The 17,745-nt window shown below is 44.6% G+C and carries 19 protein-coding genes, 4 tRNA genes and 1 pseudogene; 8 read left to right on the forward strand and 16 right to left on the reverse strand.

All coding sequences use genetic code 11. From position 1 onward, the window contains the following. Positions 1-345 precede the first annotated feature (345 nt). The 4 genes from Q4Q54_RS03415 to Q4Q54_RS03430 all read left to right on the forward strand — a co-directional run bounded on the left by Q4Q54_RS03415 (position 346) and on the right by Q4Q54_RS03430 (position 1,245). A tRNA-Phe gene (locus tag Q4Q54_RS03415) sits at positions 346-421 on the forward strand. 21 nt (positions 422-442) lie between these two features. Further along, positions 443-518 (forward strand) — tRNA-Thr (locus Q4Q54_RS03420). A 568-nt stretch (positions 519-1,086) separates the two neighbouring features. After that, positions 1,087-1,162: transfer RNA gene (locus tag Q4Q54_RS03425), tRNA-Phe, on the forward strand. A gap of 7 nt (positions 1,163-1,169) precedes the next feature. Continuing rightward, a tRNA-Thr gene (locus tag Q4Q54_RS03430) sits at positions 1,170-1,245 on the forward strand. 270 nt (positions 1,246-1,515) lie between these two features. Here Q4Q54_RS03430 and Q4Q54_RS03435 read toward each other — a convergent pair. After that, positions 1,516-1,701, reverse strand: a complete 186-nt coding sequence (locus Q4Q54_RS03435) for a hypothetical protein (RefSeq protein WP_106649920.1) — start codon at positions 1,699-1,701, stop codon at positions 1,516-1,518. Between the two features lie 153 nt (positions 1,702-1,854). On the opposite strand from Q4Q54_RS03435, the gene Q4Q54_RS03440 reads away from it, so the two are divergent. Further along, entirely contained in the window at positions 1,855-2,199 is a 345-nt protein-coding gene (locus Q4Q54_RS03440; protein ID WP_220777163.1) for a DUF3634 family protein, read from the forward strand. A gap of 96 nt (positions 2,200-2,295) precedes the next feature. Here Q4Q54_RS03440 and Q4Q54_RS03445 read toward each other — a convergent pair whose 3' ends face one another. From Q4Q54_RS03445 to Q4Q54_RS03500, 12 genes and pseudogenes are all read right to left on the reverse strand, one after another. Next, a complete protein-coding gene (locus Q4Q54_RS03445) occupies positions 2,296-2,526 on the reverse strand; it encodes a hypothetical protein (protein ID WP_106649918.1) in 231 nt (76 codons plus the stop codon). 264 nt (positions 2,527-2,790) lie between these two features. Continuing rightward, a complete protein-coding gene (locus Q4Q54_RS03450) occupies positions 2,791-3,336 on the reverse strand; it encodes a DUF3833 domain-containing protein (RefSeq protein WP_311889344.1) in 546 nt (181 codons plus the stop codon). After that, the gene (locus Q4Q54_RS03455; protein ID WP_311987731.1) at positions 3,324-3,869 is read right to left on the reverse strand and encodes a chalcone isomerase family protein; all 546 of its coding nucleotides are present in this window, start codon (positions 3,867-3,869) and stop codon (positions 3,324-3,326) included. The genes Q4Q54_RS03450 and Q4Q54_RS03455 overlap by 13 nt, the downstream gene beginning before the upstream one ends. A 21-nt stretch (positions 3,870-3,890) precedes the next feature. Beyond that, positions 3,891-4,463, reverse strand: a pseudogene (locus Q4Q54_RS03460) (DUF2878 domain-containing protein); the annotation flags it as partial. Positions 4,464-4,544: 81 nt separating this feature from the next. Continuing rightward, the gene (locus tag Q4Q54_RS03465) at positions 4,545-5,831 is read right to left on the reverse strand and encodes a cyclopropane-fatty-acyl-phospholipid synthase family protein (protein ID WP_311987706.1); all 1,287 of its coding nucleotides are present in this window, start codon (positions 5,829-5,831) and stop codon (positions 4,545-4,547) included. Between the two features lies 1 nt (position 5,832). Beyond that, a complete protein-coding gene (locus Q4Q54_RS03470) occupies positions 5,833-6,657 on the reverse strand; it encodes a DUF1365 domain-containing protein (protein WP_311987707.1) in 825 nt (274 codons plus the stop codon). Continuing rightward, positions 6,654-7,904, reverse strand: coding sequence for an NAD(P)/FAD-dependent oxidoreductase (locus Q4Q54_RS03475; protein WP_115334179.1), 1,251 nt, complete (start codon positions 7,902-7,904; stop codon positions 6,654-6,656). The genes Q4Q54_RS03470 and Q4Q54_RS03475 overlap by 4 nt, the downstream gene beginning before the upstream one ends. Next, positions 7,901-8,701 (reverse strand): SDR family NAD(P)-dependent oxidoreductase, encoded by an 801-nt coding sequence (locus Q4Q54_RS03480; RefSeq protein ID WP_259573453.1) that lies wholly within the window; start codon positions 8,699-8,701, stop codon positions 7,901-7,903. Before Q4Q54_RS03480 ends, Q4Q54_RS03475 begins: the two co-directional genes overlap by 4 nt. Next, positions 8,701-9,147 (reverse strand): nuclear transport factor 2 family protein, encoded by a 447-nt coding sequence (locus tag Q4Q54_RS03485; RefSeq protein ID WP_006082545.1) that lies wholly within the window; start codon positions 9,145-9,147, stop codon positions 8,701-8,703. The genes Q4Q54_RS03480 and Q4Q54_RS03485 overlap by 1 nt, the downstream gene beginning before the upstream one ends. A gap of 23 nt (positions 9,148-9,170) precedes the next feature. Beyond that, complete coding sequence (gene phrB, locus Q4Q54_RS03490; protein ID WP_409438276.1) at positions 9,171-10,652, reverse strand: deoxyribodipyrimidine photo-lyase; 1,482 nt, start codon at positions 10,650-10,652, stop codon at positions 9,171-9,173. 22 nt (positions 10,653-10,674) lie between these two features. After that, positions 10,675-11,685: a MerR family transcriptional regulator gene (locus Q4Q54_RS03495; RefSeq protein ID WP_259565043.1), complete on the reverse strand. Its 1,011-nt coding sequence runs from the start codon at positions 11,683-11,685 to the stop codon at positions 10,675-10,677. A 60-nt stretch (positions 11,686-11,745) separates the two neighbouring features. Continuing rightward, positions 11,746-12,699: a YbgA family protein gene (locus Q4Q54_RS03500; protein WP_006082548.1), complete on the reverse strand. Its 954-nt coding sequence runs from the start codon at positions 12,697-12,699 to the stop codon at positions 11,746-11,748. Positions 12,700-13,013: 314 nt separating this feature from the next. On the opposite strand from Q4Q54_RS03500, the gene Q4Q54_RS03505 reads away from it, so the two are divergent. After that, entirely contained in the window at positions 13,014-13,520 is a 507-nt protein-coding gene (locus Q4Q54_RS03505; protein WP_259562199.1) for a hypothetical protein, read from the forward strand. 247 nt (positions 13,521-13,767) lie between these two features. Here the strand turns inward: Q4Q54_RS03505 and Q4Q54_RS03510 are convergent, their stop codons facing one another. Genes Q4Q54_RS03510 through Q4Q54_RS03520 form a run of 3 tightly spaced genes read right to left on the reverse strand, consistent with a single transcriptional unit; the run spans position 13,768 to position 15,525 of the window. Continuing rightward, positions 13,768-14,052 (reverse strand): heavy-metal-associated domain-containing protein, encoded by a 285-nt coding sequence (locus Q4Q54_RS03510; protein ID WP_063884572.1) that lies wholly within the window; start codon positions 14,050-14,052, stop codon positions 13,768-13,770. Further along, positions 14,049-14,366 carry a hypothetical protein gene (locus Q4Q54_RS03515; RefSeq protein ID WP_063884598.1) on the reverse strand — a complete coding sequence of 106 codons (318 nt, stop codon included), beginning with the start codon at positions 14,364-14,366 and terminating at the stop codon, positions 14,049-14,051. The genes Q4Q54_RS03510 and Q4Q54_RS03515 overlap by 4 nt, the downstream gene beginning before the upstream one ends. Positions 14,367-14,382: 16 nt before the next feature. Next, positions 14,383-15,525, reverse strand: coding sequence for a transglutaminase domain-containing protein (locus tag Q4Q54_RS03520; protein ID WP_311987709.1), 1,143 nt, complete (start codon positions 15,523-15,525; stop codon positions 14,383-14,385). A 706-nt stretch (positions 15,526-16,231) separates the two neighbouring features. Here Q4Q54_RS03520 and Q4Q54_RS03525 point away from each other — a divergent pair. Both Q4Q54_RS03525 and Q4Q54_RS03530 read left to right on the forward strand, forming a co-directional pair. Beyond that, positions 16,232-17,308, forward strand: coding sequence for a porin (locus tag Q4Q54_RS03525; RefSeq protein ID WP_311987710.1), 1,077 nt, complete (start codon positions 16,232-16,234; stop codon positions 17,306-17,308). Positions 17,309-17,319: 11 nt separating this feature from the next. Then, positions 17,320-17,730: a phosphate ABC transporter substrate-binding protein gene (locus tag Q4Q54_RS03530; RefSeq protein WP_106649903.1), complete on the forward strand. Its 411-nt coding sequence runs from the start codon at positions 17,320-17,322 to the stop codon at positions 17,728-17,730. The last annotated feature ends 15 nt before the right edge of the window (positions 17,731-17,745 follow it).

Here is a 17,745-nt window from a genome sequence, read left to right on the forward strand (position 1 = left end):
AATATTCATTATCATAAGTCTAATTTTAAAAACTAAAATCAGTAAAAATCGCTCATATCTTTCTAAATTTTAGAAAGTAAGCAGGAAACTAGGATTTATGAGCATAAATCTTTAGTAAACATCAGTATCCTTCTAACTTGAAAACTACAGTCAACGAATGAAATAGACCTGAATCTGCTGAATAAGAGATAAAAAACAAGCAAGATGCACATTAAACCGCCGAACGAGTTATTTATTGGGAAAAAGCACTTGCAGAGGTGAAACTCCCTAGCTAATATAGCCGCACTTCGAACGAGACGGCTCAGCCAACGAGTTCAAAGTAGTTAACTAACACTTAGTTTAGTTGCCCGAATAGCTCAGTCGGTAGAGCAGAGGATTGAAAATCCTCGTGTCCCTGGTTCGATTCCGGGTTCGGGCACCATTATTTTGAAGTAAAAATTTAGCCGGCATAGCTCAGTTGGTAGAGCAACTGACTTGTAATCAGTAGGTCCCGAGTTCGACTCTTGGTGCCGGCACCATATAAACAACAAAGCCACTCAAACGAGTGGCTTTTTTGTATCTGTTTTTTGTATTTGAAGTTTGTATCTGAAATTTGAAGTGTTCAGTGCAAAGCGCAACTGACTTACTCTCGATAATATCGGTAGGTTTTGAGACTGACTTTTGGCCCTTCAACTCATGCCTGTTCAACATCATAATTGCAGACAAACTTATCTACCAAAATCTGCTGTCGATAAAAGTACCGTGACACTCACTAAACTTCGTCATCAGACGATATTGCCCTCCCCTTCGGATACATTGCATGCCTTAAGCGTTAATGTTCTTTCTTAAAACACAGATTAAACGAGCACTGAGATTAACCTTATCAATCCAAAGGAGGCACTAACGTCACTAAAATGCTGAAAATTTCAGCGACTCAATATGAGAAAAGTGGAAGAATCAAATAAATGTTCGATTTTTGTTTAATAGTTAATCAGTCATTTAAAAAGGGCTTGCACAGCCAAAGCGAGCACTATATTATACGCGCACTTCGAACGAACAAGGTCTTTAAGACTTAGTTTGAAGTAGTTAACTAACGCTTAGTTAGTTGCCCGAATAGCTCAGTCGGTAGAGCAGAGGATTGAAAATCCTCGTGTCCCTGGTTCGATTCCGGGTTCGGGCACCACAATTTAGCCGGCATAGCTCAGTTGGTAGAGCAACTGACTTGTAATCAGTAGGTCCCGAGTTCGACTCTTGGTGCCGGCACCATATAAACAACGAAGCCACTCAAACGAGTGGTTTTTTTGTATCTGTTTTTTGTATCTGAAATTTGAAGTGTTCAGTGCAAAGCACCACTGACTCACGTCAACACCAGCAGCTTGCGTTTTGCTTGGCCTAAAAGAACTCACTAGCGACCCGCGCCTTACTCAAGTACTCGATAAATTGCATAAACAGAACATCAATACTCACACAATAAAAAAGCCACTCATTCAGTGACTTTAGGCTCTTATACAAACTATCAGATCAAGCAGCTCGCACTTATTTGATTAGCTCGAGTGGCATAGGCCTATCACCGGCTTGAACTTGATGTTGAACATGGCGCCACCCTTGAGTGAGTTCACTAAGATGTGCTTTTCTCTCGGGGAATTGTGTAGAAAGTTTTTCAATTACATCGATTTGCTTCTTACACAATAATGACCAACGATCTGCATTTGATAAGTACATGGCGTTTTCCTTAACTGAGGGGTTACTTTTCCTTCGCCAGTTAAGTCTAGGCGGGAATGATTTTATTGCCAATTCAAAATTGCGTGTTAGCGCACTGTTAAAACAAGTCGCTCAGGAGTATCTTTGTCCTATAAACATAAAATAGGGGGCGTTATGACAGCCGATATTTTCAAACTCATTTTTGTCGCTATTGGTATTTTTCTCGTTTACAAACTCATATTTGGTGGCAAGAAAGGCCTAACTATTTTTGAAATGCATTTTAAAGATGGCCGCATGACTCAGCATAAAGGCAAAATCCCAGAGCGCTTCGAGCGGGAATGCCGCCACATTGCTAAAGCTGAAAAACTGACCTGTACTGTTAGGGCTGAAAAATCAGGAGATGTACGCTTACATATTTCTGCCAACGTGAGTGACAATGTGAAGCAAAGGATCCGTAATGTGTTTCCGTTTGAATATTATGACAAAAAATCGATAGATAACAGTCGTCAAGCAGGCTAGCCCTTCGCCCTTTTCCCTAGCAACCTCAATACTTAACCCACAATGCTTGTTGAAGGTTAAGTATTGAGGTTGCAGCGAGTCCCTAACCCACTCTTCTTATTTAAACTTAACCGGGTACCTAGGTTTTAAAAAATCGGATTCTAAACGACCATCTGCCCTCGCATCTCGAATACGGCGTTCATTATCTTGCACCATAGGATCGCTGGCAGGTTGATGAGGGTCAGCTTTTGTCTCAGCTTGTTCCTCAAACACAACGTCAAAGGATGAACAAGCAGTTAACGACAAACTCAACAAGGCACACCATAGAACTAAGTGTTTTTTAATCATTTATCTATACCAACTTAAACTCGGAATAATTAAAATAATAAACAATGAGTTACACCAACATGACTCTTATATTTATCACTTTATGTCGCTAGCAAAAAATGCCTAGCTGCCACTTTGGTTTGAGTTAGATACTTTAGTGCAGACAAAAGGTGATTATTAGCCAAGCTATACTGTTTAAGCCAACTTAAGCCTTAATCAACAGAGTGAATCCATGACAAGCAAGCACAAACATAGTTAAGCTAACTTAACTAAAAATTGCTGAGACTATTTTTGAATAACTAAAGTGACTTTAGCCACTGTGATGCCAAACTTAATAATATCACTCTGATTTATAATGGTATTATCATTCACTAAAAACATCCAGTCGTCGAAATGTACTTGGTATTCCTCACCATCGACGGGCAATAGCATGTCGTATTTCCAACGTAGCGCGCTACCACTGGATTGACCATCAGCGATGCCAATAATGTCGCCTGCAGTTCCCGAGTATCGCCCTTCGCCGAGTGCTTTAATGCGCCACACACGGGTTTGAGTTTCGCCATCATCATAAACAAACCATTCATTAATGACGCCCTCGTTTCCCTGCCAACTAGCTTCCATAGTGACATTGAATTTGCGGATCACTTTGCCACTAAAATCATGCACTATCCCAGATGCTTTTAATGGTCCATTAAAGAATGATTCCAACACCAGTGTAGGATGAGTATCTTTATAATCCGTCACTTCCACCGATGAGCAACTCGATAGCAGCCCTATCATTATTAGGCCTAACAATAACTTTTGACCGATAAGTCGTATTAACAATCGCATGGTTTTTCTCCGAGTAATTGCGCCCGTAAACTCGGACGGCTAGTGTCTTTCGATAACCAAATCGCTAAAAATGCCTCCGCAAAATCAGCATCCTGGATAATCTCGAGTGGTTGATGATTAAAGAAAAACTGACTCGTTTGCCCATCCATAACCTTAAAACTTAAATGGTCGCCCTGCTTCACATCGGGCCAAGTGGCGGTTAATAAACTCAACCAACGCTGGATATCATTTTCGGCAAACGCTAGATGCTGCCATTGATCCTTGGTCGCTTCTAACAGATCTTCAGACTCTATATCTCGATAATATTCAATATCTAGTAGTAGAGGATATTGCCCCTGTTGATAACGGCCATTTACCGTCATCAGTCTCGCCTTATACAAACTAAACCACAGCCAATCCATTTCTCCGCGCCCTACTTCCTGAAAAGTCTGCGTCACATCGGCGGCATCATTCAGCTCGATATTAATGTTTTCAAAGTTAGAAGTTTTCGCCTCTAATGGTTTTAAAGGTGCAATCAACAAACCGAGCGCCAATAAACTTAAGCTGCTGAAATTAAAAACAGTAAAAGTGCGAGCCTTAGTGCTTCGATTAAATCCATAGGGATTAGCAAGTTGGATTAAAAAGGGCAGCAAGACTAGCCAAACAAAAAATAACACCACAGCAGAAATAACATTGCCGCAGGGCAAAATCACCGCATTAAACTGCGCGCCCGCGACATAGCTTAACGTGCCAAATATTCCTCCGAGTAACGCCTGCAATATCAGCGGTAAGGGTCGCATAAACGCTAAGCTATGATTCAAACTCAAGCCAAAGTGCAGCCATAAACAGCCAAGCCACCAAGGCAAGGCTGGAAACTCAAACAGGCCTAAAACCGACAGCACAGTGTCAATGCCGATCCCTAGGGCGGCAACCTTGAGCATTAATCGTAAATCCACTTGGCGATATTGGCCCTTACCCGACGAGGACAACAGGATAAAGTGAAGCAATAATAAAGGTATAGTTAGCAGCAGTGACAAGTTAAGCCAAAGCACACTAGACCACCACACAGCCTGAAAACTCAGGGCGTTATAGAGAATAAAACCCTGATGTTTAGGCAGATGCCGAGAGTTAGCTAACATTGACTTCATCTTTGCCTCACTTTTATCTTGCTACAACTACAGCGACAATTTCATTTAAACGGATGCACCTAAACGAACTACTCTCAACGGCTAATCTAGCCGGATTGCCGCAGGAACAGCTTGGCTAAGCTGACTATTGCCTAGAACGCGATAGTCCGGACGTACGGCAACTAAATGCACTGTGCTTGTGGTGCGTTCTAAAAATCCACCTTCACAATAACTTAGGTAGAATTTCCACATGCGGATAAAGTCTTCGCCATAACCTAAGGTTTGGATTTCACCCACAGCATGATCAAAATTCTCATGCCAATGCCTCAGCGTTTTAGCGTAATCGAGCCCCATATCATTGAGCGACCAGACCACCATATCCGTCTGTTTGGCAATATGACCGACCATTTGACTGACAGAAGGTAAGCAGCCACCGGGGAAAATATAGCGCTGAATAAAATCCACACTTTTGCGATAGCTGTCGTAACGTTGATCGGCAATCGTTATCGCCTGAAGCAGCATACGCCCATGGGGCTTTAACAGTGATTCCAGCTTTTTAAAGAAACCCGGTAAATATTCATGCCCTACCGCTTCAATCATTTCAATAGAAACAACCCTGTCGTATTCCCCCGTCAGATTGCGATAATCCTCGGTCAGCAGTGTCACTTTATCGCTCAGGCCTTCGCTTTCAACGCGCGCTTTGGCATAGGCGTATTGCGCATCTGAAATCGTCGTCGTTGTCACGTGCACGCCATAATGCTTGGCCGCATAGATAGCCAGCGCGCCCCAGCCAGTACCAATCTCAAGCAAGGTTTGACCTGGCTGTAAATCGAGTCGTTCGCAGATAGTCATCAGCTTAAACAGCTGGGCTTCCTGCAAACTGGCTTCCTCATGGGGATAAAGCGCACTCGAGTACAACATTTCACGGTCGAGGAATTGCTCGTACATGGCATTACCCAAATCGTAGTGGGCCAGAATATTACGCTTCGAGCCCTCCTGCGAGTTACGATTCAGCACATGCTTCACGCGGTTTATCGTGCTGGTTAACCAAGAAAACTTGGCTTCAATCCTATCGAGCAAGGCTAAATTGCGGGCAAACAGTTGCACAACTTTGGTGAGATCTGGGCTCGTCCAATGGCCTTGAATATAACCTTCACCTGCACCAATGGAGCCTGAAAGCATTATTTGACGATAAAAACTGGGGTGTTTAACCACAAGCGTGGCATGTAAATCGGTATGACTCTCACCAAAACGATAACTCTTATCGCCCTCAACTAAGGTCAAGCAACCGTGGGGCAGACTTTCCAGCGCCTTGAGCAAGACTTTACGCGCAATACTGTCGGGCAGTTTCTCTGTGGCGACTGAGGTTTGCGAAGCAGTATTTTCCATGTTATTTCTCCATCTGAGCTGGATGCGGCACAAAGGGCACACGTTTGAAAAAGAGTTTCAGCGCTTGCCAATAAATCCCGAAGAAGATCTTGAGAGTCATAAAAGGGAAGCGAAACAAAAGCGTCCGTAAATTGGCCGCCGTGATAGGTTGGCGTTTCATCATTAGATTGGCATTAAACAGTTTTTTACCATTCTCTTGCATCGACTTGTTTTCAATACCAATATTTAAGTCTTCACTCGGCGCAGCCACATGCCAGAGATAACGCATATCGAGGGTCATAAAGGGGGAAACGTGAAACACTTTGTCAGAAGGTTTGGGCGCGGCTACATCCACTAAATAGCAATGGCGTTGATCCCAAGGCGTGTTACTCACCTCGGCCAACATGTACAAAGGCGTTTGATCTTGATAACAAAAGTAGAAATTTACTGGGCTGAAATACACGCCAAAATGACGGATCTGACCTACAAACAAAACTCGGTCGCACAGCTTATCTGCACCTAACTCAGCCACTTGAGCCAGCACTCGACTCTTAAGTGCCGCGGCGCTCGAATCGGCAACTGCCACTTCACCGCTGTTATTGGATTTAGTCGTAAAAGAAGTTAAATAGTCTCTCGGATTAAATCTCAGTAAAGCGCGGCGCTGACTGGCAAAAACTCGCCCCATGGCACTGATCTTATCGACTTCATCTAAGTCAATCGCCAGCAGCGCCATTGCATAACTAAAGCTATGTTTAATCGGCGTAAAACGGCTGTGAGATACTGTGCCGTAATAAATGCCGCTATTGAGCTCTGTCATATTTAAGCTTGTCACATTTACATCGGTCATAGGCTGACACCAAAATGGGCGCACACATCCAGTGCACTGCGAACGCCATCTTCATGGAAACCATTGTGCCAATAGGCTCCAGCAAAATGGGTATGATTTTGACCCGATATTTCCTCACGGCGGCCCTGCGCCTTAAGGCTGGCTTCGTTAAACACTGGGTGGGCATAATTGAAGCGGCGTATCACTTTCGCCTCATCAATCAACTCTGACTGATTCAAAGTGACACAAAACGTCGGCGCATTGGCTGGTAACTGTTGCAGTATGTTCATGTTGTAAGTTACTGACGCAGGGCGTTTTAGATTGCCATCTAACCTATAGTTCCAACTCGCCCAGGCCGCTTTTCGCTTAGGCAGGATACGCGTATCCATGTGCAGCACCACATCGTTATTCTGGTAGCTGAGATCGCCTAAAATGGCGCGTTCTGTTGGCGTGGGATCGTTTAACATCCGCAGTGCTTGGTCGCTATGACAGGCTAAAATCACCTCATCGAATTCCAACCATTCACCGTGGACCTGCAACTTCACCCCATTGCCATGACGTTCAATACCTGTCACAGGAGAGTTAAGGCGAATATTGTCTTTAAAGGGCGCAATAAGATCAGGAATATAGCTACGCGAGCCGCCCTTTAGCACATACCACTGGGGCCTATCACTGACATTTAATAAACCGTGGTGCTGGAAGAAGCGAATAAAAAACTTCAACGAAAACGCACGCATATCTTCTATGCTCGAAGACCAAATTGCCGCGCCCATGGGCAAAATATAGTGCTCGGCAAAAAAGCGCGAAAAGTTTTCACTGTCTAAATAATCACCTAAGTTGCCTTCAGGGTAAATATCCTGTTGATAGAGTGCCTTACAGCCTTTATTGAAGCGTAGAATTTCTTTTAAAAAGGCCCAAAAGCGCGGATTCAGCAGGTTACGCTTTTGGGCAAACAAACTCCCTAAATTGTGGCCGTTATATTCAAGCCCTGTCAGCGCATTATGGACGCTGAAACTCATCTCAGTCGGTAATATGGTCACGTTAAGGCGAGCCAATAAACGCTCAAATCTTGGATAGGTTCTGTCATTAAACACGATAAAACCTGTGTCTATGGCGTAGGTTTGGCCTTGGTGCTCCACATCGACTGTCGCCGTGTGGCCGCCGATATAGTCATTGGCTTCAAACACTGTGACCTTGTGCGACTCGCTTAATAGATGGCCGCAGGTTAATCCAGAAATGCCGGTGCCGACGATGGCGATATTTTTCATAAACTCTTGTCCTTAAGCGGCTTGGCTTGAGTATCGTTTGCAATCATTTTTTGCCACACAAAGGCAGGTAAAAACGACATCAATTTCAATAGATAAGTAAAGCGTCGCGGAAAATGGATCTCGCGCTTGCCACCTTTAAGCCCATTGCGGATTGCCTTAGAAGCGGTTTGCACACTCACTTGCATTGGCATGGAAAAATCATTTTTTGCGGTCAGTGGCGTCGCCACAAAACCAGGGCAAATCAAGCTCACACCTATGTCATTCTTAGCAAGATCAAGCGAGAGACTCGAGGCGAGATACTGCACGCCAGCTTTAGAGGCGCCGTAGGCTTCAGCGCGAGGGAAAGGTAAATAAATAGCGCTGGAACTCATTAAGCCAATACGTGACCCCCTTGGCATTAAAGGTAAAAATGCGCTGAGACAATATCCCATCGCAATTAAATTGGTATGGACGACGCGCTCGAATAACACATCATCGAAGGCCTTAGCATCGTCTATGTACTCACAACTGCCCGCGTTTAAAACCACCAAATCGAGCTGACAATCGGTTTTCGCCAACAGCTCGGCTAAATCGTGGCCAGCTTGTTGAACTTGGTCGCGCTGGGATATATCAAAAATTAACAACGTGACACCTACGAGTTCATTCAAGGCTAACGCATCTAATCTTTCTTGGGAGCGGCCACAGGCAATGACGTGCCAACCTAAGGCTAAATAATCCTGCGCCAGTTGCAGCCCAATGCCTGAGCTTGCACCTGTAATAAGCACGGTATTAATTTTCAATGGCTTAACAACGTCCATTACTTAGCCGCCCTGTCTTTAAGCAAGCGGATAAGCCCGCCCATGCAAGGCAAATGCTCGTACAACATTTGCCCTAAGTCGAAGTAATCCCTGTGAAAATAAATCTTGTCGTTGAATTTAAGTTGGCTCATGCCATCAACACGGATAAGTCCGCCTTTATTCAACTTAGGGTGGCTATATTCCATCTGCCAAAACAGCGCGGCTTGATTCGCATCCTGCTGTACTTCTTTGATCTCAAACTGAATATGCTTAACATTCTTATATAACTTCGCGAAGTACTGAGTTAACGACTCTAGCCCTTTGATCTGATGCATAGGATCGGTAAAGCTAATACTGTCGTCGTAAACTTGGCTCAACAGGTGCAAGTTATCTTTATTCAAGGCTTGATAAAGCTGAATAAAATCATCAACAAGCGTATTAGTCTCAGTCGTCGCTTGGTTTGTCATCTGGTTATTGCTCCTGATCCTATTTATTGGGCCGCGGCCTTTTTCAATACGCCTAATACGGTTAATGCCCTTGCTCTTGCTGCACTGTGCTCGACAATCGCACTCGGATAAGCCGTTTTAGTGTTAAATAACGGCTGTTCAAACAAGGACGGTGTCTGCGCTGTACTGGGTTGATGTAATTGCTTAATTCCCCAAGATGCGAGCTCTGGTAAGTACTTACGGATGAAGCTGCCATCTGGATCAAACTTTTCACTCTGGCTTATAGGATTAAAAATGCGGAAATAAGGCTGAGCATCGCAGCCACAACCGGCGGACCATTGCCAGCCGCCATTATTCGCGGCTAAATCACCATCGATGAGCTTTTGGCGGAAATAACGCTCGCCCCAACGCCAATCAATCAGTAGATGTTTAGTCAGGAAACTCGCCACCACCATACGCAAACGGTTGTGCATCCAACCCGTTTGATTGAGTTGGCGCATAGCCGCATCCACAATCGGATAGCCAGTACGACCTTCACACCAAGCGGCAAACTCCTGCGGATTATTGCGCCACTGCACATGGTCGGCTTGTCGATTGAAATTATGATTCTTAGATAAGTCAGGAAATGCCACCAGCAAATGACGATAAAACTCACGCCAGGTAAGCTCATTTAACCAAGTACGAGCTGGGCTAGTATCGTCGACAATCACCTCGGGGAAGTGATGCAGCAACGCGGCAACGCATTGTCTTGGGCTAATGACGCCAATGGCCAGATAAGGTGAAATTGAACTGGTGCCATCGATGGCGGGGAAATCCCTATCTTGCTTATAATCCTGCACTTTCTGCTGAATAAATGCAGAAAGTATACGCTTTGCCTGCCCTTCTCCCGCAGCCCAAAGTTCACTCGATACTTTAGTGACATGGTTAAAAAAATGCGGCTTTGGCTCGGTCAACACAGGTCCAAGCGGCGCCGGAACTGGAAGCGGCAAAATGGCATGGCGAGCGGCAATTTCTCGCCACTTACGGCTAAAAGGAGTGAAAACCTTATACATGTCGCCGGACAAGTTCAGCACTGTGCCCGGCTTAAGCAAACAATGCTCTTCGGTTAGCACCAGAGGAATACCCGCCTGAATACAGGCTTGGTCACGCTGTTGCTCGTTAATCTCAGGCTCACTGCCGGCAAACACGCGGCTAATACCCTGCTGCTGGCAGTAATCACTGATAAACGCTGGCACATCGGCAAAGGTATCTAACTGAATTAATTCGAATGCAATCCCCAAACTCGCCAGCCCTTGGGCAAGCAAATTGATGTGACGTTCGATAAAATCTAACTGAATGGGCGCCACATCATGGCGTTGCCACTGAGTTGGCGTAGCGATATAAATGGCCTTAAGTGCCACGCCATTCTCCCGAGCCCAATCGCAAGCAGCGGTTAGCGCCTGATTATCGGCGAGGCGTAAATCTTGGCGAAACCACATCAATGCATTATTGCCCTGCACTTTTATTGACATTGAATCTATTGGCATTGAATCTATTGGCATTGAATCGTTAACTGATGTCATTGTTTTCTCCACTATTGCCCTGCTCGCTTTTCCCTTTGCCTTTGTGACTTCTGTTGACCTTCCCCACAGAGCGAGACGGCATTTGTCCAATAAAGTCAGTCATCGAAGGCGCCCAGAAAGCCGATAAGGAAGTCAACGTCGGTACAAAGGGGCCAACAAATCGACATGGGAAGCTCATTTGTGCCAATACAGTGAGCATTTCAGTCTGCTCAGAACCCGAATGATTTGGATCGGGAATAAGCAAAAGCGCATCGACGTTAAGCCTGCCCTGCAGCAGCGGTAAACTGCCTATGGCCTGCTCGCCAAGGTCGATTACCGATACTCGAAGCGATGCTAACTCAAGCAATAGCAACAAAGAAAACAAGCTTTTAGTGCGAGTAGAGCTAGGCGGCGTGGCAGCGCCGCGGGATAACTGCACCACAGCCATTCGCGCCGCAATGGCCTGTCCGGTAAAGGCATAACGCCCACCCACTCGGCTGAGTAATTCGCTTTTTAACCAAGCGAGAATTAACTCGGCATCGAGCCGCTCATCCGCTAAGTCATCGAGTTGATTAAGCCAAGGTTGAAGTAACTTTTCTTTCACTAATTGAAACGGATATAAGCCAAATGCATCGTCTAATATCTGCTGCAACTTATGCTGATTGAAGTCGAACAATGCCGCATTCAGCGCAATAATTTGCTCGCCCCACAGATCGACAACTTGGGATTCAATCATTTCACTTGATAATTTGGCGGCACTCATCAACAAAGGTTTAACCTTGCTGATCGCAACACCTTTAGCTAACCATGCATTAATCTCATGGATTTCTTGGATATTTTCACTCGTATATAATCTGTGTCCCTTAGGCGTGCGCGCAGGGATCACTAAACCAAAACGGCGCTGCCATGCCCTTAAGGTCACGGCATTCACGCCGGTTAAGGCCGACACTTCACCAATGGGGAGTAACACGCCATCATTGGGCTCATCGCTGGTCATGGACTGGGTATCTTGTTTCATATATCAGTAATAACTCACTAAATTCAAAGCTAAAAACTACTCAGTACGGCAAAGCCAATACTAGTAGGCATAGCGCAGCTTCAACGCCTCTGGATGGGGATTCAAATACACTTGCTCTTCTATGTAAGGCGTTGGGAATTCCCGCAGATAATGGTTGATGAGCGTGATAGGCACTAACAGAGGCAATAAACCTTCGCGATATTTCATAATCGCTTCAGACAGTTCTGTCTTTTGCTCTTTGCTCAAATGCTTTTTAAAGTAGCCCTGAATATGCTGCAGCGTACTGGTATGATTTTTACGGGTCGCATTGATTTTCAGGGCCGTCATAAAGCCTTCAAAGTAGCGGGTCGCGCTTTGCTCAAGATCCTCAATATTGGCCACTATCGGCCCAAGCTCGCGATACCATGTAGGGCTATGCGCCATTAACAGGTATTTATAGCGGGAATGAAACTTCACTAACTTATGCTTAGTCAGCCCCTCATGCTTCATCAGGTGCCAATCGTGGTAAGCATAAACGCGGGTGAAAAAGTTCTCCCGCAGCACCATGTCATGCAAGCGGCCTTCTTCTTCCACGGGCAATAATGGATATCGCTCCATCAACTTGCGGGCGAACACACCAATCCCCGACTTAGAGCCATTGTTAGTGCCAATTTTGTATTCTGTTACCCGCTCCATGCCGCAGGTTGGCGACTTAGCGCAAAGCAAATATCCGCCAAGGAAATCAAGCTCTTCAACCTTGTTTTCGCTGTATTCATTGAGCTTATCGGTCACATCTAAGCTACCGTCACCACTCTGAACTAAGATGGTTTCACCATCACGAACTAGACGGATACTTTTACGGGGCGCACCTAGGCCAATCGCCATTTCCGGACAGATAGGCACATAATCAAAAAATTGCTTAATTTCTTGATTACAATAGGTAGAATTTTTATGTCCGCCATCAAAACGAACCTTCTCCCCTAATAAGCAAGCACTGATCCCAATCTGAATTCGCTGCGGGTTAAACTTGTACATAAGTCGACTCCTTGTATCACTATGTCTTTAATTACGGACCATAGTTGTACAAGGATCAAGTTTTTGTATAAATATTTTTTAAAAGCCTCAATAGAGCATTACTTCAGGTAAATCAATCACAGAATAACCCAACATAAGCGCCAAATTAGCCAGAGTTGGCCCCTAACTTGCTTATAAAATACAGCGTCATCATTAAATTAGTTGAAACGACCATTAGCACCATTTAATCGTGCCGTATTAAGGCCAAAGGTGGCCAAGGGACTCAATCGCAACTACTGGGCACAACTACTGGGCCATACCAAAAGGAATCGGACATGAGCACAATCAACCCAAACAGCTATACCAATCCCTATGCAAATTTGGCACTCACGCAACTCAAATCAAGCCAGAGTAATCAAGCTAATGATGCCACTTCGATTGCATTAACGGGTCCCGCTGTTAGCCAAGATACTGTCACCCTCTCCTCATCTGCGCCTGTCGCGACAGCCGATACCTATAGCCATCTCGCAGCTAACGCCAAACAAGGCTATACAGGGAATGTGCAAGCCATTGCTGGCAAACCTGAGTCAGATAAAAGCACCGACAAATTGGCTGAAGCCATGCAGGCGATCCTCGATAAGCGTACAGGTGTCGATAGGGAAAAACTGAAGCAGTTAGAGGCTGAAATGGAAAAAATTGCCAACGATGAAAGCCTGTCTGATGAAGAAAAAGCCAAGCAACTAGAGTTACTGCAAGCGCAAAAAATGGATCTGATAAAGGAGTCTTCAGAGAAAAATGAACAGAGGCAGCGCAGAGTCGATCCCGAGGTGTATTACAGCTAACCAAGCAATGGAATGCCTAGGCGTTAGGCGGAATGAGGTGTATTGAGTATTGAGAGAAGTGTAAGCGGGTGTGGAAGATAGACTGATGACGTGGCGAGTGATTCATTCGGTAAGAAATCAGCCTAAGCATTTGAACCTAGGCTGATCTTTAATATTTTTTGGCTAACTCTTTTGCTAAAAGCTGGCTAAGAGAAAGTGGCTAAAAACGAGCTGCTAAAATGCGTTACCAGCAACTGTTCTAAGACGCTTAAGCTTGTTTCTCTATCTTGTTAATACTGCCCTTATAACCCGTTTCATCAACGGCCTTGAGCAAATTATCGAGATTAAAATCCTCTGGCACAGTCACTATTGCTTGTTCGGTTTTCAACGAAGCTTTGGCCTTAATCACCCCATCGGTTTTACGCAGGGCTTTATTCACGACAGTGACACACAGCGGACAAGTCATGCCCTTAACATCCAAGGTAACCAGCACGTTTGCCGCCCAGCTCGACGCTGAACACAGGCTAAAGGCGAGAAATAACACTAACTTCATTCGAACACCTCTAATAACCAAGGTAATACAAAAGGATATAACTGAAATGCCAGCACGACAGGCACAGTTAACCAGTACAGCCACACCATCTGAGTACGACTCAACGTCGCAGTACAAAATAGTTTTTTAGCAAAATAGAGCCGCCAAAATCCCATCAGGATAAGTCCAGTAGACAGTATCAACATGGGCACTTGCAGCCAGCTCAGCTGCTCAATCCCCGACAGGCTCGCGGCCGACACCCCGAACACCAGATAAATAAGCGGGGCAATACAGCATAGGCTTGAAGCAACCGCAGCAATCACTGCGGCGGCCATCGTCGCTAAGAGTCCCTTAGCGTTGTTCGGTTGACTGGTAGTCATAGGCAAACACTTTTGGTTCATAATAATTCACAGGATCACCATCGACTTCCGCATAGGGATAACCAAAGTTATTCAGTGGTGTCTGCTCGGCTTCAGGGAATAAATCAAAGTCGCGACCATAGTTAAAGCCAACCCAGTTCATTTCCCAGTTACCAAAGAGGTAATCATTCACCGCCTGAACCGCAGGATCGCTGTGTTCTTTTTTCTCCGTTAAGCGCATTTTAGTCACATCGGCAGGATCGGCGGGCAACCAACCATAACCCGCTAAATAGAACATAGCGCGGCAATGTTGACCACCACTGACATCGGCAACCCCTTTTTCATCGGCGCTACCAAATGCCTTTTTAGAATAATGACCCATCTTGATCGCCTGTCCTAAGCGAATGCCAAACATTTCACGGGCAGGGATACCCACAGCGCGCATTAGCGCCACAAATACTGAATTAATGTCGGTACACTTGCCGCCTAACTTACCACTTTCTAATATGCTGGCCACATCGCCTGTACCACAGCCAATCACACTATTGTCGCGGAACATATTGGCGCTAACCCAAAGGTAAATCAGTCGCGCTTGTTTCAGTGGCTCAGTTTCGCTACCGACGATTTTATCCGCCGTTTGCTTCACAATACCGTTAATCGGCATATGTTTAGTCGGCAGTAAATAACGTTCTACATCCGCAGGATAGTGGATCTGTGATGGCGTGCGATAGTGAGTCAAAGCGCCGCTCTTAAGCGGTTCCCAATCTAAGGTTTCAATATCTAACTCAACTGTAATAGCCATGCTGGCTTTGGCATCTGGCCAAGTCGCAAACAGGGTTTTAGCGCCATAACTGTTGTTTGAGCTGATATAGGCATCTTTAAAACTGCCGGTGAAATTCAGCTTACTTACCCGTTGGAATTGTGTGTCTTCAGGCAAAGGGATCCACAAGTTAACCACGCCCTCAGAGCCTTCAGGAGCAACAAGATGGTAAGTGTTTGTTAAGATAAAACGGCGATGTCCATCGCTTGAGCTAGATTCAACGACACTCGATTTAGAGGAAGATGCCAGTACTGGCGCGATAAAACCCGCAGTCGACAAAATAGCCGCACTTTTTAAAAAATTGCGTCTTTGCATTATGACATTCCTTTTATTGGATCATATTAGAAAGAAGAGAACTCAACATCACAGAGCAAGATTATAGGTTCTATGGCCCTATGCAGCAATCAAGCCCAATTTAGGCTGCTCACCATACAGTACAAAGGCCGTAAATCGGAGAAAAAGACGCAGTAAAATATGCCGCAGCGCTTACCTACTCGTGAAAATGCGATAAATGTCGACTTTTCTTGGAAGAGCAATTTTAGAAGACTAAAACAAGTATCACTCGTATTACGTCTACAATCTCACCGCAAAAATATCAACATTAGTCGAATGTTAATATTTATGAGGGAGATAATTCCCAGTTATTTATAATGCAAACGTACAAATGTCTCATTTAAAAAATGAGTCATTCGCATGGCCGAACTGTATTTACAAATATGCTCTACAACATTTTATCTGCAAAAAATGAAACAGAATTCAAATTTAGTGACTAAAATTTATACGCTTAAATCTGCAATATGAATGTGTAAAAAATTGCAGCCTCTAAACTTGCCTGAATTCGGGTATAGAGATTTGGCACATCTAGCAATTTCACCTGAATAATCACAAAATAAATTTCAAACTCATAGTACAAAACGTGACTTAGACCACTATGTTGCAGAAATGTTCCGCAAAAGTTTGCGTAAGTTCACACCTGTTCTAGGCTTAAAAACGAATATACCTCACTTTAAAGGGCTTTTTTATGAAACATAAGTTTTCATTAGGTCTTTGCTCACTCTTGCTCAGCTCCACCGCTTACGCAGAAGTGAACATTTCAGGCTTTGCCTCAGTAGTCGCTGGTCAAGTTCTCGAAGGTTCTGGCGTTGCTGAGTTTGATTTAGGTCCCACCTTTCTCGCCGACTATCCACTCGTTGGTGCCTACGATGAAGATATTAGCTTTAAACCGGATACCTTATTTGGTATCCAATTTTCTGCGGATTTACTCGAAGGTTTATCAGCCACTGCACAGGTCGTTTCACGCGGTGCCGATGATTTTTCAGCAAGTTTTGAATGGGCTTATTTATCCTATGTGATTAATGACCACTGGACAGTACAAGGCGGTAAAAAACGCCTTCCGCTCTACTATTACAGTGATTTCTTTGATGTTGGATATGCCTATCCTTGGATACGTCCACCCGCAGATAACTACACATGGCAAATATTTAACTACACAGGTGTCAGCGCGCTATATAACTATTTAATTGGCGACTGGACCATGTCAGGGCAAGTCTATTACGGTAGCGAAGATAGTGAACCCAATAAACTGTTATCTGACTTTTTCTTCCTCGAAAATACCCGGGAAGTGTGGAAGGACATAGGCGGTATTGTTGTCCAATTCAATAAAGATTGGTTAGATATTCGCCTTACACATATGCAATACACTAATGAACGTTATATTGGTGGCATTCAGCAGGAATGGAATGGCAGCACCCAACGTTCAGGAAAGTTTTATGGCCTGTCAGTTAACGTAGATTATGAGAACTTCCTCTTTCTATCAGAGCTTAACCGCTTAGATCTCGATGGTAGTAATCTAGATACTTACTTGCTCACTTTCGGTTATCGTATCGATTCAGTGATGCCATACATTTCCTACTCAGACTTCAATGACGGTGAAGGCGGCGAAGTGCACCATACAAGCTCGGCAGGAATACGTTGGGATTTCCATCCCTCGGCAGCATTTAAAATTCAATATGATGACGTTAAGGATGACGGTGGCCCAGGCATGAAAGTCGCAGGGGATTCGAAATCCATCAGTCTTGGTATTGATTTAGTATTTTAGGAGAGAGAGAGATGAAAAAATTACTTTGCTCAATCCTACTCAGTTTAGTCTCAATGCCATTATTTGCTGGCGTAGTCGTCATAGTGAATCCCAGTAATGCGGATGCAATAGATCAAAAATCAATCGAGAATATTTATTTAGGAAAAACAAAGACCTTCCCCGGAGGAGCCCAAGCAGTACCAGTCAATCTTGACAGCGCTATGCCCTTAAGGGAGACATTTGACACTAAAGTACTGGGCAAGTCATCCAGCCAACTTAAGTCTTATTGGTCACAGAAAGTGTTTACGGGCAAAGGAACGCCACCCAAGGAAGTCAGTAGTGGGGCGGAGATGATAAAATTAGTTGCATCTAACCCTAATATTATTGGCTATATTGATAGTAGTGAGGCCAATGATTCGGTAAAAGTTATTGCCGAGTTTTAGATTGGAGTGCCGGGC

Source organism: Shewanella sp. SP2S2-4 (assembly GCF_031932025.1).
GTDB lineage: Bacteria > Pseudomonadota > Gammaproteobacteria > Enterobacterales > Shewanellaceae > Shewanella > Shewanella baltica.

Excerpts from the sequence above, each read along its gene's own strand:
- Q4Q54_RS03500 (WP_006082548.1), bottom strand. The coding sequence starts at position 12,699 with ATGTACAAGTTTAACCCGCAGCGAATTCAGATTGGGATCAGTGCTTGC.
- Q4Q54_RS03515 (WP_063884598.1), bottom strand. The coding sequence starts at position 14,366 with ATGGCCGCCGCAGTGATTGCTGCGGTTGCTTCAAGCCTATGCTGTATT.
- Q4Q54_RS03525 (WP_311987710.1), top strand. The coding sequence starts at position 16,232 with ATGAAACATAAGTTTTCATTAGGTCTTTGCTCACTCTTGCTCAGCTCC.
- Q4Q54_RS03505 (WP_259562199.1), top strand. The coding sequence starts at position 13,014 with ATGAGCACAATCAACCCAAACAGCTATACCAATCCCTATGCAAATTTG.
- Q4Q54_RS03435 (WP_106649920.1), bottom strand. The coding sequence starts at position 1,701 with ATGTACTTATCAAATGCAGATCGTTGGTCATTATTGTGTAAGAAGCAA.
- Q4Q54_RS03510 (WP_063884572.1), bottom strand. The coding sequence starts at position 14,052 with ATGAAGTTAGTGTTATTTCTCGCCTTTAGCCTGTGTTCAGCGTCGAGC.
- Q4Q54_RS03450 (WP_311889344.1), bottom strand. The coding sequence starts at position 3,336 with ATGCGATTGTTAATACGACTTATCGGTCAAAAGTTATTGTTAGGCCTA.
- Q4Q54_RS03485 (WP_006082545.1), bottom strand. The coding sequence starts at position 9,147 with ATGACAAACCAAGCGACGACTGAGACTAATACGCTTGTTGATGATTTT.
- Q4Q54_RS03445 (WP_106649918.1), bottom strand. The coding sequence starts at position 2,526 with ATGATTAAAAAACACTTAGTTCTATGGTGTGCCTTGTTGAGTTTGTCG.
- phrB (WP_409438276.1), bottom strand. The coding sequence starts at position 10,652 with ATGCCAATAGATTCAATGTCAATAAAAGTGCAGGGCAATAATGCATTG.
- Q4Q54_RS03520 (WP_311987709.1), bottom strand. The coding sequence starts at position 15,525 with ATGCAAAGACGCAATTTTTTAAAAAGTGCGGCTATTTTGTCGACTGCG.
- Q4Q54_RS03530 (WP_106649903.1), top strand. The coding sequence starts at position 17,320 with ATGAAAAAATTACTTTGCTCAATCCTACTCAGTTTAGTCTCAATGCCA.
- Q4Q54_RS03480 (WP_259573453.1), bottom strand. The coding sequence starts at position 8,701 with ATGGACGTTGTTAAGCCATTGAAAATTAATACCGTGCTTATTACAGGT.
- Q4Q54_RS03465 (WP_311987706.1), bottom strand. The coding sequence starts at position 5,831 with ATGGAAAATACTGCTTCGCAAACCTCAGTCGCCACAGAGAAACTGCCC.
- Q4Q54_RS03470 (WP_311987707.1), bottom strand. The coding sequence starts at position 6,657 with ATGACCGATGTAAATGTGACAAGCTTAAATATGACAGAGCTCAATAGC.
- Q4Q54_RS03495 (WP_259565043.1), bottom strand. The coding sequence starts at position 11,685 with ATGAAACAAGATACCCAGTCCATGACCAGCGATGAGCCCAATGATGGC.
- Q4Q54_RS03440 (WP_220777163.1), top strand. The coding sequence starts at position 1,855 with ATGACAGCCGATATTTTCAAACTCATTTTTGTCGCTATTGGTATTTTT.
- Q4Q54_RS03475 (WP_115334179.1), bottom strand. The coding sequence starts at position 7,904 with ATGAAAAATATCGCCATCGTCGGCACCGGCATTTCTGGATTAACCTGC.